The sequence below is a fragment of the Micromonospora echinospora genome (assembly GCF_014203425.1).
Taxonomy (GTDB): domain Bacteria; phylum Actinomycetota; class Actinomycetes; order Mycobacteriales; family Micromonosporaceae; genus Micromonospora; species Micromonospora echinospora_A.
The window spans coordinates 3,459,390-3,474,785 of sequence record NZ_JACHJC010000001.1; the positions used below are offsets into that span (position 1 = coordinate 3,459,390).

14 protein-coding genes are annotated in these 15,396 nt (G+C 71.1%); 13 read left to right on the forward strand and 1 reads right to left on the reverse strand.

Going from position 1 to position 15,396, the window contains the following annotated elements; genetic code table 11:
- The first annotated feature begins 63 nt into the window (after positions 1-63).
- The 13 genes from FHU28_RS16130 to FHU28_RS16190 all read left to right on the forward strand — a co-directional run bounded on the left by FHU28_RS16130 (position 64) and on the right by FHU28_RS16190 (position 14,433).
- Positions 64-1,761 (forward strand): AMP-binding protein, encoded by a 1,698-nt coding sequence (locus FHU28_RS16130; RefSeq protein ID WP_184685024.1) that lies wholly within the window; start codon positions 64-66, stop codon positions 1,759-1,761.
- A 58-nt stretch (positions 1,762-1,819) separates the two neighbouring features.
- The gene (locus FHU28_RS16135; RefSeq protein ID WP_073831589.1) at positions 1,820-3,004 is read left to right on the forward strand and encodes an acyl-CoA dehydrogenase family protein; all 1,185 of its coding nucleotides are present in this window, start codon (positions 1,820-1,822) and stop codon (positions 3,002-3,004) included.
- Positions 3,001-4,026, forward strand: a complete 1,026-nt coding sequence (locus tag FHU28_RS16140) for a bifunctional MaoC family dehydratase N-terminal/OB-fold nucleic acid binding domain-containing protein (protein WP_184685026.1) — start codon at positions 3,001-3,003, stop codon at positions 4,024-4,026. The genes FHU28_RS16135 and FHU28_RS16140 overlap by 4 nt, the downstream gene beginning before the upstream one ends.
- Positions 4,026-5,153, forward strand: coding sequence for an acyl-CoA dehydrogenase family protein (locus FHU28_RS16145; RefSeq protein ID WP_184685029.1), 1,128 nt, complete (start codon positions 4,026-4,028; stop codon positions 5,151-5,153). Before FHU28_RS16140 ends, FHU28_RS16145 begins: the two co-directional genes overlap by 1 nt.
- A complete protein-coding gene (locus tag FHU28_RS16150; protein ID WP_198937703.1) occupies positions 5,150-5,575 on the forward strand; it encodes a MaoC/PaaZ C-terminal domain-containing protein in 426 nt (141 codons plus the stop codon). The genes FHU28_RS16145 and FHU28_RS16150 overlap by 4 nt, the downstream gene beginning before the upstream one ends.
- Before the next feature lies 1 nt (position 5,576).
- Positions 5,577-6,758, forward strand: coding sequence for a lipid-transfer protein (locus FHU28_RS16155; RefSeq protein ID WP_184685031.1), 1,182 nt, complete (start codon positions 5,577-5,579; stop codon positions 6,756-6,758).
- Positions 6,759-6,886: 128 nt separating this feature from the next.
- Positions 6,887-8,464 (forward strand): ABC transporter substrate-binding protein, encoded by a 1,578-nt coding sequence (locus tag FHU28_RS16160; protein WP_184685033.1) that lies wholly within the window; start codon positions 6,887-6,889, stop codon positions 8,462-8,464.
- A 138-nt stretch (positions 8,465-8,602) separates the two neighbouring features.
- Complete coding sequence (locus FHU28_RS16165; RefSeq protein WP_184685035.1) at positions 8,603-9,544, forward strand: ABC transporter permease; 942 nt, start codon at positions 8,603-8,605, stop codon at positions 9,542-9,544.
- On the forward strand, positions 9,541-10,506 hold the full coding sequence (locus FHU28_RS16170) for an ABC transporter permease (protein WP_184685037.1): 966 nt from the start codon (positions 9,541-9,543) through the stop codon (positions 10,504-10,506). Before FHU28_RS16165 ends, FHU28_RS16170 begins: the two co-directional genes overlap by 4 nt.
- Before the next feature lie 26 nt (positions 10,507-10,532).
- Positions 10,533-11,600, forward strand: coding sequence for an ABC transporter ATP-binding protein (locus FHU28_RS16175; protein ID WP_184685040.1), 1,068 nt, complete (start codon positions 10,533-10,535; stop codon positions 11,598-11,600).
- On the forward strand, positions 11,600-12,433 hold the full coding sequence (locus FHU28_RS16180; protein ID WP_184685042.1) for an ATP-binding cassette domain-containing protein: 834 nt from the start codon (positions 11,600-11,602) through the stop codon (positions 12,431-12,433). The genes FHU28_RS16175 and FHU28_RS16180 overlap by 1 nt, the downstream gene beginning before the upstream one ends.
- A gap of 3 nt (positions 12,434-12,436) precedes the next feature.
- Positions 12,437-13,906, forward strand: a complete 1,470-nt coding sequence (locus tag FHU28_RS16185; protein ID WP_184685044.1) for an MmgE/PrpD family protein — start codon at positions 12,437-12,439, stop codon at positions 13,904-13,906.
- Positions 13,903-14,433, forward strand: coding sequence for a nitroreductase/quinone reductase family protein (locus tag FHU28_RS16190; RefSeq protein WP_184685046.1), 531 nt, complete (start codon positions 13,903-13,905; stop codon positions 14,431-14,433). Before FHU28_RS16185 ends, FHU28_RS16190 begins: the two co-directional genes overlap by 4 nt.
- Before the next feature lie 5 nt (positions 14,434-14,438).
- Here the strand turns inward: FHU28_RS16190 and FHU28_RS16195 are convergent, their stop codons facing one another.
- Positions 14,439-15,392, reverse strand: coding sequence for a quinone oxidoreductase family protein (locus tag FHU28_RS16195; protein ID WP_184685048.1), 954 nt, complete (start codon positions 15,390-15,392; stop codon positions 14,439-14,441).
- Positions 15,393-15,396 lie beyond the last annotated feature (4 nt).

Consider the following 15,396-nt stretch of genomic DNA (forward strand, 5'->3'; position numbering starts at 1 on the left):
CGACCAAGCGCTTGCTTGATTGCTGCCTCGCATTCGACGACGGACGAGACGGAGCAAACGTCAATGACGACACAGGCCCCGGTGGCCCGGAACTCGGGACCCGCCGTCTTCGCCGACATCGTGCGCGCCCGCACGGGTGACGACCATCCCGGCCTGCTCTTCGAAGGCCGCACCATCACCTGGGGCCGGGTCGTGCAGGAAGCCGCCGACCGGGCTGCCGCCCTGAACGACGTGCCCCGGCCCGAGGGCAGGCCACTGCACATCGGGGTGCTCCTGGAGAACACCCCCGACTACGTGTACTGGATCTGTGCCGCCGCGCTGGCCGGAGCCACCGTGGTCGGGATCAACCCGACCCGGCGTGGCGCCGAACTGGCCCACGACGTGCGGCACACCGACACCGACCTGCTCCTCACCGAAGACCGCCTCGCCGGCCTCGTCGACGGGCTCGACCTGGGCATCCCCGCCGGGCAGGTGCGCAACATCGACTCCCTGGAGTACGCCGCCTGGCTGGCCCGGCACGCCGGCGCGCCGGTACCCACCGACGAGGTCGACCCGCGCGCCAACCTGCTGCTCATGTTCTCCTCGGGCTCGACCGGGGCGCCCAAGGCGGTCATCTGCTCCCATGGGCGCCTCGCCGCGGTCTCCGAGGCGCTGCTGACCCGCACCGAGCTGACCCGCGAATCGGTCAGCTACATGTCGATGCCGTTGTTCCACGGCAACGCCGTCATGCTCAACCTCGGCCCCGCCATGGTCTGCGGCGCGACCATCTGCATGGTTCGCAAGTTCTCCGCGTCCGGCTTCGTGCGCGACGTGCACGAGCACGGCGTGACCTACTTCAACTACGTCGGCCGGGCCCTCGCCTACATCCTGGCCCAGCCGGTCGACCCACGCGACGCGACGAGCACGCTGCGGCGCGCCGTCGGCACCGAGGCCTCGGCCGCCGACATCGCCCGCTTCGCCGAGCGCTTCGGTGTCGTCATCTCCGAAGGCTACGGCTCCAGCGAGGGCGTCATGCGGATCAACCGCACCCCCGAGACGCCGGCCGAGGCGCTCGGCGTGGCCGTCGCCGGCGCCGAGATCAAGGTCATGAACGAGGAGACCGGGCTGGAGTGCCCCCCGGCCGTGCTCGACGGGACCGGGCGGCTCGTCAACGCCGACGAGGCCATCGGCCAGCTCGTCGGCGTCGGCATGGCCGCGAGGTTCGAGGGCTACTACAAGAACCCCGAGGCCGCCGCCGAGCGGATCCGCGGCGAGGACTTCTGGTCCGGCGACCTGGCCTACCGCGACGCCGACGGCTACTTCTACTTCGCCGGCCGCTCCTCGGACTGGATCCGCGTCGACAGCGAGAACTTCGCGGCCGGGCCCGCCGAGCGGATCATCGAGCGCTGGGACCGGGTGGCGGTCGCCCCCGTCTTCGCCGTGCCCGACCCGCGTACCGGCGACCAGGTCATGTGCGCGATCCAACTGCGTGGCGGCGCCACCTTCGACCCGGAGGCGTTCACCGCCTTCCTCGACGAGCAGGCCGACCTCGGCACCAAGTGGCGGCCCCGCTTCGTGCGGATCGTCGACCAGATCCCCAGCACGGGCAACGGCAAGGTCGCCAAGCAGGTGCTGCGCCGTACCGCCTGGGTCACGACCGACCCCGTCTACGTCCGGGACGGCGCGTCCACCGCGTACCGCCCGCTGACCGAGGCGGACGTCCGGGACCTCGAGAAGCAGTTCGCCGACAACGGACGTGCCGCGCTCCTGCCGGCCACCTGACCGGCCGGCCCGCCCGGCACACCGACTGGCGCCCACGCCCCGAGAATGAGGAACATCCATGTACCTGGAGTACACCCCCGAGCAGCGAGAGCTGAGCAGGGAGCTGCGAGCCTACTTCGCGCGCCTGCTCACGCCTGAGGTCCGCGAGGCGCTCGGCGGCACCAACGAGGACCGCCCGGCCTACCGCGAGATCATCCGTCAGATCGGCAAGGACGGCCTGCTCGGGCTCGGCTGGCCCACGGAGTACGGCGGCCAGGGCCGCCCGGCGATCGACCAGTACATCCTCTTCGACGAGATCAACCGCGCCCAGGCGCCGTTCCCCTTCGTCACCATCAACAACATCGGCCCGATGCTGATGCGCTACGGCACCGAGGAGCAGAAGCGCACGTACCTGCCGGGCATGCTGACCGGCGACGTCATCTTCGCCATCGGCTACAGCGAGCCGGGCTCCGGCACCGACCTCGCCTCGCTGAGCGCCAGGGCCGAGGCCACGCCCGACGGTGGCTGGGTCGTCAACGGCCAGAAGGTGTTCACCAGCGGTGTCAGCCAGGCCGACTTCGTCTGGATGGCCGTGCGCACCGACCCCGCCGCCCCGAAGCACAAGGGCATCACCATCCTCATCGTGCCGACGTCGGACCCGGGCTTCAGCTGCACGCCGATCGCCACCAGCGGCATCACCCACACCAACGCCTCCTACTACGAGGACGTACGCGTCGGCCCCGAGGCCCTCGTCGGCGAGGTCAACGGCGGCTGGCGCCTCATCACCGGCCAGCTCGGTCACGAGCGGGTGGGCCTGGCCGCGATGGGCGGGCGCACCGAGCAGCTGTGGACCGACGTCGCCGCGTGGGCCGCCGAGCCCGACGCCGACGGCAACCGCGTCCTCGACAAGCCGTGGGTACGCACGGAGCTGGCCCGCGACTACGCCGAGCTGACCGCGATGCGCCTGCTCAACTGGAAGATCGCCGTCGTGGGGGAGGGCCAGAACCCGGCGCCGGCCGCCGCGTCGGTCGCCAAGGTCTACGGCACGGAGACCCACGACCGGGTCTGCCGCAACCTCGTCTCCGTCGTCGGGCCCCGCGCGACCCGGCGACCCGGCGCGCCGGACGCCGTCCTCGGCGGGCAGCTGGAGGCGTACACCCGCGGCTCCTACATCAACACCTTCGGCGGCGGCACCAACGAGGTGCTGCGCGACATGATCGCGGTCGCCGGTCTCGGCATGCCGAGGAAGGGACGTTCCGCATGAGCACCACGACGCAGGCCCCCGCCCTCGACGCCACCGGCCAGGAGGCCTTCCTCGCCCGCCTGCGCGAGTTCGTCGGCCTCGAGGCCACGCCCACCCGCTACGCCCAGGACGCCGTCAACCAGGCGATGATCCGCCACTTCGTCGAGGCGATGGGCGACGAGAACCCCGTCTACGTCGATGACCAGGCCGCCCGTGACACCGGCCGCGAGGGTGTCATCGCCCCGCCGCCGATGCTGTCCACCTGGCTCATGGTCGGCTACAAGGCACACACGGCCGCGGCCGCGGGCGCCGCGCGGGACACCCCGATGGCCCGGCTGCTCGCGCTCCTCGCCGACGCCGGCTTCGTCGGGGTCGTCGCGACCAACGACGAGCACGAGTACGTGCGCGAGCTGCGCCTGGGCGACGAGATCAAGATGACGACTGTCATCGAGGACGTCTCCCCGCGCAAGACCACCGGGCTGGGCACCGGCCACTTCATCACGACGTTGCGCACCTACACCGACCAGAACGACGAGGTCGTGGCTCGCCAGCGCTTCCGCATCCTGCGCTTCGACCCGTCCGGCGCCAAGCCCGCGGCTCCGGCCGCCGCCGACCCGGCGCTGCGGCACAAGCCGTTCATCCTGCGCGACAACGCGTTCTGGTTCGAGGCCGCCGCGCAGCGTCGCCTCGTCATCCAGGCCTGCACCGACTGCGGCACGCTGCGCCACCCGCCCGGCCCGATCTGCCCCTCCTGCCACTCGTACGCGTGGCACGAGGTCGAGGCGAGCGGCCGGGGCACGGTGCACAGCTACGTCGTCAGCCACCACCCGAAGGCTCCCGGGTACGACTACCCGCTCACCGTCGTGCTCGTCGATCTCGAAGAGGGCACCCGCCTCGTCGCCGACTTCGCCGGGGACGCCGAGGAGGTCGAGATCGGCATGCCCGTGCAGGTCGACTGGCTCGACTACGACGAGAACCTCACGCTGCCGCGTTTCCGGGCCGCGACCTCCGCACCGGAGCCCACAGAAGAGGAAGGGAACTGATGGACTTCCAGCTCGCCGAGGAGCAGGTCACTGTCAACGACCTGGCGCGCGACGTCTTCTCGCGCAACGGCGACCCGCAGCGGCTCTTCGACATCGAGGCCGGGCAGGACCGCTTCGACCGCGTCCTGTACCGCGACCTGGCCGAGTCCGGCATCCTCGGGCTGCCCGTGCCCGAGGAGCACGGCGGCGCCGGGCTGGGCCTGTGGGAGATCGCCGGGGTCTTCGTCGAACAGGGCCGCACGCTGGGCACCGTCCCGCTGTGGGAGACCCTCGTCGGCGGCGTCCTGCCGCTGCTGCGCTACGGCAACGCCAAGCAGCAGGCCGAGTGGCTGCCCCGCGTCACCGCCGGGGACGCGGTCCTCACCGTCGCCGTCGATGACCTGACCGACACCCGGCCGTACGGCGCCCGCGTTCGCGCGCGGTCCGGCGCCGAGCCCGGCGGTGACGGGGTCACCCTGAGCGGCACCGCGGTCGGCGTCCGTTCGGCGCACCTCGCCGACGCCATCATCGTCCCGGCCACCGACGAGGCGGGCGCGGTCGGGCTCTACCTCGTGCCGACCGCCGGCGCCGGGGTACGCCGTGACACCTTCGAGCGCACCGACCGTGGACTCGCCTCCGACGTGCGCTTCGACGGCGCCGCCGCAGGGCTGCTCGCCGACGGCCCGGAGGAGGACCGGCTCGACTGGCTGCTGCGCCAGGTGTGGACCGCCGTGGCGGCTCTGCAGAGCGGCATCAGCCAGGCCGCCGTACGCCAGGCCGCCGACTACACCTCGGGCCGTGAGCAGTTCGGTGTGCCGATCGCGACCTTCCAGGCCGTCGCCCACCAGCTCGCCGACTGCCACATCGACACCGAGGCGATGGAGGTCACCTACCTCAACGCGCTCTGGCGCGAGACCACCGGGCGGCCGTCCCGTGCGGCAGCGCACGTCGCGAAGTACTGGGCCGCCGAGGCGGGCGACCGCGTCGCGCGCACCGTGCAGCACGTGCACGGCGGCATGGGCGCCGACGTCACCTATCCGGTCCACCGCTACATGCTCTGGACCACGCAGCTGGCCAACACGGCCGGCTCGGGGGCCTGGCACCTGCAGCAGCTCGCGGACCTCGTCGGCGAGGGGGAGCAGCTGTGAGCGGCACGCAGATCACCATCGAGCAGGTGAGCCTCGGCGACACGCTGCCGGAGCTCGAGATCCCGCTGACCCGGACCGTCATCGTCGCCGGCGCCCTCGCGACCCGCGACTACGAGGACGTGCACCACGACCCGGCCCAGGCCGAGCGTCGCGGCACCCCCGACACGTACATGAGCATCAACCACACCAACGGGCTCGTCGGCCGCTACGTCACCGACTGGGCCGGCCCCGCCGCGCGCATGGTGCGCCTGAGCACCCGCCTCGGGGTGCCGAACTTCCCGGGTGACGTGATGCGGCTGACCGGCGAGGTCGTCGGCGTCGAGGAGGACACCGTGCGCGTCGCGGTGCGTGGCATGAACAGCAAGGGTGGGCACGCCATCTCCGAGGTGACAGTGCGCCTGCCCCGTGGATCGGAGCAGTGACGTGACGTCCAACTTCCTGTCGGGTCGCACCGCGGTCGTCGGCATCGGCGCGACGGAGTTCTCGAAGGACTCCGGCCGCAGCGAGCTGCAACTGGCCGTCGAGGCCGTCACGGCCGCCCTGGCCGACGCGGGCCTGAGCCCCGCCGATGTCGACGGCATGACGACCTTCACCATGGAGACCAACCCGGAGAACATGGTCGCCCGCAGCCTGGGCATCCCCGAGCTGAAGTTCTTCTCCCGGATCCCCTACGGCGGCGGCGGCGCCTGCGCCCCCGTCCAGCAGGCCGCCATGGCCGTCGCGAGCGGGATCGCCGACGTCGTCGTGGCGTATCGCGCCTTCAACGAGCGCTCCGGCGTTCGCTTCGGGCAGGGACCTCCGCCGGCGAAGACCCAGGCCACCTCGGACAACGAGTACCGCTCCTGGGTCAACCCGTACGGCCTGCTCACTCCGGCCCAGCACACCGCGATGTTCGCCCGTCGCTACATGCACAGGTACGGCGCGACCAGCGAGGACTACGGCCGGGTGGCGGTGCTCGCCCGCAAGCACGCCGCGAACAACCCCAAGGCGTGGTTCTACGGCAAGCCGCTCACGCTCGAGGAGCACCAGGCTTCGCGCTGGATCGCCGAGCCGCTGCATCTGTTCGACTGCTGCCAGGAGACCGACGGCGGCCAGGCGATGGTCGTCGTCAGCGCCGAGCGCGCCAAGGACCTGTCCTCCACCCCGGTCTACATCCGGGGGGCGGCCCAGGGCCTGGGGCCGGACCAGTACCAGATGGTCAGCTACTACCGGGAGGACCTGACCCGGATCCCCGAGGTCGAGCTCTGCGCCCGGCAGTTGTGGGCCCAGTCGGGGCTCGGCCCCGCCGACATGGACGCGGCGATCCTCTACGACCACTTCACGCCGTACGTGCTCAACCAGCTCGAGGAGTACGGCTTCTGCGGCCGCGGCGAGGCCAAGGACTTCATCGCCGACGGCAACCTGGAGGTCACCGGGTCGCTGCCGACTAACACCCACGGCGGCCAGATCGGCGAGGCATACCTGCACGGCACGAACGGTGTCGCGGAGGGCGTCCGCCTCGTCCGGGGGACCTCGACCAACCAGCCCGACGGCGTACGCAACGTCCTCGTGACGGCGGGCGTCGGCGTTCCCACCAGTGCACTGATCCTCTCCGCGGAGGGCTGAGACGCCGGCCACCACCACAGACTCGAAGGCCGTCAGCGACCCACGGATCCCGCCCGGCAGCCGCCGGACGGGACAACACCACCTCTTATCAGCCGGAACGATTCGGCTCTTGTTCAGGAAGGATGAGAATGGGCGTCAACATAAAGGCCCGCAAACGTGTGGTCGCGTTGATCAGCGTCGGGGCTCTCGCCATGGCCGGCTGCAGCTCGTCGGACAACTCCGGCAGCGGCAGCAGCGCCGCGCAGGGCGAGATCGACACTTCGGCCGTGCTCAAGTTCGCGTCGGCGGGTCCGTTGCGTGACCTCGACCCGGCCCTCCAGACGAGCTACGGCGCCTGGGGCTACCTGTTCCTCGTGTGGGACCGGCTGACCATGCTGGACAAGGACGACAAGATCGTCCCGGGCCTGGCCAAGGAGTGGAACTTCGTCGAGGACGGCGGCGTCCTGGAACTCAAGCTCCGGGACGACGTGAAGTTCCACGACGGCACGCCGTTCGACGCCGAGGCCGTCAAGGTCAACATCGAGCGCGGCAAGACCCTCGAGGGCTCGACCCTCAAGAGCGACCTCGCCGACATCGAGTCGGTCGAGGTCGTCGACGCGACGACCGCGCGGCTCAAGCTGGTCAAGGGCAAGGGCGTCCAGTTGCCCGCGTCGTTCACCGGCACGGCCGGCATGATGGTCAGCCCGAAGGCGATCAAGGACGGCGCCGACCTAAAGAACAATCCCGGGACCGCCGGTTCCGGCCCGTACATCGCCACCCAGCTCGTCCCCCAGGAGAAGCTCGTCCTCAAGCGGGCCGACAACTACTGGGACCCGAACGTCGGCCGTCTCGGCGGCATCGAGCTGCAGCGCGTGCCCGACGCCGCCGCCCGCCTCAACGGCCTGCAGAGCGGCCAGGTCGACCTGGCCCCGCTCAGCTCGGCCGGCGAGATCGCCACGGTGGAGAAGATCGTCACCCCGGGCAGCGGTCTCCAGCAGAACCAGGTGAAGTTCAAGAACGTCGTCGGCGTCTACATGCGCGCCAACAAGGGCGACGTCGCCAAGCCCGAGGTCCGCCAGGCGATCGCCCACGCGGTCGACCCGGAGGCGATCAGCGCGCTCTTCAGCGGCTACTGCACGCCGACCCGCCAGGTCGTGCCCGAGACGGACCCGAGCCGCATCCCGAACTACACCTACCCGTACGAGTTCAGCGTGGACAAGGCCAAGGCCCTCGTGCAGCAGGCCGGCGGCGCCAAGGTGTCCGTCACCTTCGCCGCGGGCACGAACGCCGAGCAGCCGGCCAACGTCGTGCAGGCGTCCCTGCGGGCCGTCGGCGTCGACGCGACGCTCAACCCCGTGCCCAACACCGAGAACGAGCCGCGCTTCATCGCCGGCGACTTCGAGCTGATGGTCGGCACCTCGTGGAGCCCGAAGGCCGACCCGGCGGCGACGGTGAACACCTACCTGCTGAACACGTACAAGCTCGCCGCGGACCCCTCGCTCATCGCGGACAAGGCGGCCGAGGCCGCCAACCCCACGCTGTCGATGGACAAGCGCGCCCCGCTGTACCAGGACATCTGGAAGACGACGCTCGAGCAGGCCTGGTTCCTGCCGCTGTGCAACCAGACCAACGCGAACGTCTCGAAGGCGAACATCGTCGGCACCGACAACATCCCGATGTCGAACATCGGCATCTGGGACCTGCGCCACATCGCCGTCAAGAAGTAACCGGTCGCTCCTGACCACCGGTGGCGTCGCCGCCGGACCCCCCGCTGTGGCGGGGGCCGGCGGCGACACCACCGGCCTTGCCGGCACCAGGCCGTGTGAGGCGCAGTCCCAGGCACACGCTCAGAGTCGAGGTAGGACATGATCCGCTACGCCAGCAGGCGCTTACTCGCGGCAATACCCCTGCTGTTCGTCGTCCCGCTGCTCGTCTTCGCCCTGATCGAACTCGCCCCGGGCGACCCGGCCGTCGTCCTGGCCGGTGACGAACCGACCCCGGACCGTGTCGAGGCGATCCGCGAGGAGCTCAACCTCAACGCTCCGGTCCTGGTGCGCTACGCCATGTGGGTCGGCGACGTCCTCCGCGGCGACCTCGGCACGTCCTTCCTCTCTGACCAGACCGTCATCGAGCTGCTGACGCGGCGAATGGCCACGACGATGTCGCTGGTGCTGGTCGCGATGATCTTCGCCGTCGTGCTCGGGGCCACCCTCGCCCTCGTGGCCACGCTGCGCTCCGGCGGTATCGTCGACCGGATCGTCAACGGGCTCGCCTCGGTCGCGATCGCCATCCCGGGCTTCTGGTTCGGCCTCGTGCTCGCCTCGGTCTTCGCGGTGGGGCTGCAGATGTTTCCGGCGTTCGGCTACCAACCGCTGGCCGACGGATTCTGGCCGTGGCTCTCGCACCTCGTCCTGCCGGGCATCGCCCTCGGTCTGCTTCCCGCGGCCGAGGTGACCCTGCAACTACGCTCGGCGCTCGGGCAGGTCATGAAGACCGACTACGTCCTCAACGCCGAGGCCAAGGGACTGTCGCGCTCCAGCGTCGTGTTCAAGCACTCCCTGAAGAACGCGTGCATCCCCGTCGTCACCGTCCTCGGCTTCCGCGTCGCGGAGGTCCTCGCCGGATCGGTGACCATCGAGATGATCTACAACATGCCGGGCCTCGGTCGTACCGCCATCGAGGCGGTTCAGGGGCGTGACATCCCGGTGCTGCTCGGCTTCGTCCTGTTCAGCACGACTGTCGTCGTGCTCGTCAACCTCATCGTCGACATCTCCTACGGCTACTTCAACCCGAAGGTGCGGTCATGAGCGCGAACCAGACCCCCTCGTCTCCGGCGCCGGGGAACGACTCGCACGACTCCGGCGTCCTCGCCGAGACCGTCCGCGCCGAGGTGCCGACGGCGGCCATCGGCACGGGCGACCCGGAGCCGGTCGCCGCCCCCGGCATCCTCAAGAGCATCGTGCGTCGCCCCGCGACGATCGTGGCCGGCGTCTTCCTGCTCGTGCTGACCTTCATCGCGATCTTCGCACCGGCCCTGGCGCCGTACGACCCCGACGTGCAGAACCTGTTGCTGCGGCTCAGACCACCTAACGCCGAGCACTGGCTGGGGACCGACGACTACGGCCGGGACGTGTTGAGCCGGCTCATCTTCGGGGCGCGGGTCTCGCTGTGGGCGGCGCTGCAGGCCGCGGCCGTCGCGCTCGTGCTCGGTCTGCCGTTCGGCATGATCGCGGGCTACCGCGGCGGCTGGGTCGACGCGATCCTGACCCGCGTCATGGACGCGCTCATGAGCGCCCCGTCGCTCGTGCTGGCCATCACCATCGTCGCGGTCCTCGGCGCCGGCATCACCAACGCGATGCTCGCCATCGGCCTGGTCATGGCCCCGCGCTTCTTCCGGGTGGCCCGCGCCGGCACGATGGACGTGCGGCACGAGACCTACATCGAGGCCTCGATCGCCCTGGGTTGCAGCACCGCGCGTACCGCGGTGCGGCACGTGCTGCCCAACGTGCTGCCGCCGATCATCCTCGTCATCTCGGTGTCGCTGGGTACCGCCGTCGCGGCCGAGGCGAGCCTGAGCTTCCTCGGGCTGGGCGTACAGGCACCCGCGGCCAGTTGGGGCTCGATGCTCTCGACGGCCTCGTCGAACATGCGCCTCGCGCCGTACCTCGTGTGGCCGCCCGGCGTGATGATCTTCCTCGCCGTCCTCGCCTTCACCTACGTCGGTGACGGCGTCCGCCGCGCCCTCGTTCGCACCCGCTCGGGCAATTGACCGCCCGGCAACCACCAGGAGCTGACATGGCACGTGAAACGGCGTCCGGCGGGACCGCCGGCACCAGGACCGACGCCACCGGCGGGGCGGCGGACCTGCTGCGCGTGGAGAATCTCAACGTCGAGTTCCCCTCGCCCTCGGGTGGGTGGCAGACGACCGTCCAGGACGTCTCGTTCTCGCTCAAGCCGGGCGGGTCGATGGCCCTGGTCGGCGAGTCCGGGTCGGGCAAGACGGTGACCTCCATCGCGGTGATGGGCCTGACCGGGGCGACCGGAGGGCGGATCGCCTCGGGGCGGGTCGTCTTCGACGGCGTGGATCTCACCGCGGGCACCCAGAAGCAGTGGCGGGACCTGCGCGGACCGGGCATGGGCATGATCTTCCAACAACCGATCCGCAGCCTGAACCCGGCATACACAGTCGGGGACCAGATCGCGGAGTCGGTGCGCAAGCACCTGGGCATGAGCCGCAGGCAGGCCCGGGCCCGCGCCGTCGAGATGCTCGAGATGGTGCAGATCCCACGGGCGGCGCAGCGGGTCGACGACTACCCGCACGCGTTCTCCGGCGGGATGTGCCAGCGCGTCATGATCGCGATGGTCATGGCGTGCAACCCGCGCCTGCTGATCGCCGACGAGCCGACGACGGCGCTCGACGTGACGGTGCAGGAACGGATCCTCGAGCTGCTGCGCGACCTGCAGGAGCAGACCGGGGTGGCGCTCCTGTTCGTCAGCCACGACCTCGCGGTGGTGGCCGAGCTGTGCCGGGAGGTCGTGGTCATGTACGCCGGCGAGGTGGCCGAGAACGCGCCCTCCGAGCAGCTGTTCTTCAACCCGCGGCACCCCTACACGTCCGGCCTGATCGGCTCGATCCCGAAGCCGGGCCTGAGCACCGACAGGCGGCTGCGCGCGATCCCCGGTGGCATCCCGGCCCCGGGCGCCTGGCCGCACGGGTGCCGGTTCATCAGCCGGTGCGAGTTCGCCGTGCCGGGGCGGTGCGACGTGGCCCACCCCGACCTGCTCCGGCTCGACGGCGCCGCCGAGCACCATGCGCGGTGCGTGCGGGCCGCGGAGCTCTCTCTGGATGGAGTGACGGTCTGATGAGCCTGCTCGAAGTCGAGAACCTCACGAAGTCGTTCAGTTCCGGTCGGGACTGGCTCGGCCGGCGTACGAAGATGGTGCACGCGGTCAAGGGGGTGAGCTTCACCCTGGAGCGCGGTGAGTGCCTCGCGGTCGTCGGCGAGTCCGGCGCGGGCAAGTCGACTGTCGGGCGCATGGTGCTGCGTCTCATCGAGCCGAACTCCGGCTCGGTGACCTTCGACGGGATCGACGTGCTGGCCACGAAGCCGAAGCAGCTGCGCGCGCTGCGCCAGCGGATGCAGATGATCTTCCAGGACCCGTACAGCTCGCTCGACCCGCGGATGACGATCAAGGACGCGGTCGCCGAGCCTCTCCTCGTGCACACCGACAAGGGCCGGGTCACGCGGGAGAAGGAGGCCGTCGAGCTGCTCGACAAGGTCGGCATCGGTTCGCGCTACCTGGAGCGCTATCCGGCCGAGCTGTCCGGCGGTCAGTTGCAGCGCGTCGCGATCGCACGGGCGTTGACGATGAAGCCGAGCCTCATCGTGTGCGACGAGCCGGTCGCGGCGCTTGACGTGTCGGTGCGGGCGCAGGTGCTCAACCTGCTCCGGGACCTGCAGGAGGAGCTGGGTCTGGCGTACCTGTTCGTCTGTCACGACCTGGCTCTCGTCGAGGTCATCGCCGACCGGGTCATGGTGATGGCCTCCGGAGAGGTCGTGGAGACGGACACGACGGACCAGATCTTCGCCAACCCGCGGCAGGAGTACACGAAGAAGCTGCTCGCGGCGATCCCCGTGCCGCTGCCGCGCGACGCGCAGGGCAACCGGCTCGTCGCGCCGGGAAAGGTGGGCTGAGCGGTGACCGGTACGACGGGACCGACCCGGACGCAGCTGCTGGCGCAGTTCGCGACGACGCGCGACGAGGAGATCCCCGAGTCGGTACGCGACTACGGCAAGCTCGTCCTGCTCGACTCGCTCGTCTGCGGGCTGGCGGCGGTGCGGCTGCGGCGCAGCCGCATGGTCCAGCAGGTCGCCGCCCGGTTCGGCGGCCCGGCCGAGGCGACGGTGTTCGGGCTGGGGCAGCGGGTCGCGGCGATCAACGCCGCGCACGCCAACGCGGACATGATGAACGCGCTGGACGCGGACGACACCTTCTTCAACTCGGCGCACTTCGCGGTGTTCGGCGTCGCGGCCGGGCTGGCGGAGGCCGAGCGGCTGCACGCCGACGGGGCGAGCCTGTTGCGCGCGAGCATCATCGCCTTCGAGATCAACGCGCGGCTGAACCTGTCGACCTCGCTCATGGCCTTCGAGGACGGCCAGTTCCGCTGGTCGCCGCTGTCGTCGCACGGGTACGCCTCGATGGGCGCGGCCGCGGCATGCGCGGTCGTCGGCGGCTGGGAGCCGGAGCGGCTGGCCCACGCGCTCGGCCTGGTCGCCTGGCTGGCCCCGCCGGCGAAGAACTCCTACATGGCCGAGCGGCGCTCGTTCAACGCGTTCAAGTACGGCCCGTACGGCGCGATCGCGCACGCCGGGATGCTCGGCGCGGCGCTGGCCGAGGAGGGCTACACCGGCGACCTGGACGTGCTGGACCACACCCCGGGCTTCATCGAGGCGATGGGCTTCCTCGGCGGCGAGCGGCACGAGATGGTCGCCGGCCTGGGGTCGAAGTGGTGGATCAGCGAGACGTCGCTCAAGCCGTACCCGACGTGCCGTTTCACCCACGCGGCGCTCGACGCGATCCGCGCGTTCCCGAGCACCCACGGGGTGCCGGTGTCGCAGATCGAGTCCATGGAGATCCGGCTGAGCCCGGCGGCCTACCGGACGTTGCAGTTCCGGGAGCCGGCCCCGCAGATCCCGGACACTGTCGTCGCGCCTTTGGACGGTGCCTTCAACATGCCGTACGCCGCGGCGCTGGCGTTGCTCGGGCACGCCCCGGGACCGCAGTGGTACGACCCCGAGCGGCTGGCCGACCCGGCGGTGTGGGACCTGGCGCGCCGGATCACGACGGCGCCCGACCCGGTGCTCGACGCGGAGTGGGAGGCCGACCTCAGGGAACACCCGGGTGGCCAGATCCGCCGGACGCGCGGCGCCCTGACGATCCGGGCCGGTGGCCGGGAGTACGTCGTCGAGTCGGACTTCGCCCAGGGCGACCCGTGGGACGACACGACGCGGGCGGACTGGGACTTCGTGGCCGGCAAGCTGGCCTCGTTCTGCGACGGGATCCTCGACGCGGGCGCGCAGGAGCAGCTCGTCGAGGTGGTCCGGGGCATCGACGACGTCGCCGACGTCGCCGAGACGCTGTCACCGCTGCTGGCGCGCGCGCGATGAGCCGACGGGACCGGATCGGCTCGGAGACGAGGTCGTTCGCCTCGTACGGCCGGTCGTGGCTGATCGTCATCCGCGGGCCGCGCGGGATGGCGTTCGACCGGTTTCTCGTGCGACGGACCGGCTTCTCGCTCGTGTCGTTGCAGTACGCGCTGGCGGGCAGGTTTCCCTACCACCCCACGCTGCTGCTGACGACTGTGGGCCGTCGTTCCGGGGAGCTGCGTGACGCGGCGCTGCCCTACGTGCCGTACGGAAAAGATCTGGTGGTCGTCGGCTCCAAGGGGGGCGGCCCCAAGGACCCGGCCTGGGTGGTCAACGCGCGTCATCACGAACTCTGCTGGATCGTCCTGCGGCGCAGGACGATCCCGGTCCGGGCGCGGGTGACCGACGGCGAGCGCGACCCGGACCTGTTCGCGCACGTCGTGGCGCGCAAGCCGAACGTGGGACGCTACGCCGAACGGGCTGCGGGCTTCGGGCGGCAGATCCCGCTCGTCGTCCTGACCGCCGTCTCGGGGGAGTCGCTCACCTGAGCGGCTCAGCTGGTCGTGAGGACGATCCGCCCGACGAACTCGGACGCCTCCAGCCGGTCGTGCGCGACAGTGGCCTGCTCGAGCGGGTACGTCGCGGCGATCGCGGGGGCGGCGGCCACGGCCGAGAGGGTGAGGGCCTCGCGTAGCTGACAGGCCACCGCCTCGGGACCGGGCCGGCCGATCCCGCGCAACGTCCAGCCCTTGACCATGAGGCGACCCAGGTGCAGGTGGGCGTGGCTGTCGGCGGTGACGCCGCAGGTGACCAGCCGACCGCCGGGGGCGAGGACCTTGAGCACGTCGGACCAGAGGGTGCCGCCGACCGACTCGACGATGACGTCCACCTCGCCGCCGGGCAGGGCGGCACGCAGGGACTCGACGACGTCGGGACGGTAGTGGTCCACGACGTCGAGAGCGCCGAGGGCGCGTACCGCGTCGGCCTTCGCCGGGGCGCTGGTGCCGAAGACGCGCGCGCCCAGGTGGTGGGCGTACTGGACGGCGAAGGTGCCGACGGCGCCCGCGGCGGCGACGACGAGGACCCGTTCGCCGGGGCGTACGCCGGCGAGGTTGACGACCGCGTCGTAGGCGGTGCGTCCGGCGGTGGGCACCGCCGCGGCGTGGACGGCGTCGAGCGCGGCCGGTCGCGGGAAGCAGTGCGTGGCCGGGACGACGGCGTACTCGGCGTGGGTGCCGGTGGTCAGCCCGACGACCGCGTCGCCGGGAGTGAAGCCGGTGACGCCGGCACCGGTCGCCACGACGGTGCCGGCGACGTCCCGGCCGAGGATCGTCGGGCCGGTGACCGCCATCCCGTGGGTGCCGCGACGGATGTAGGTGTCGACCCGGTCCAGGCTGGCTGCCTGGACCCGCATGAGCACGTGACCGGGGCCGGGCGTCGGGGCCTCGAGCCGGCCGAGACGCAGGCTGTCGGGGGATCCGGAGTCGACGACGTAGCTGGCGAGCACGCGA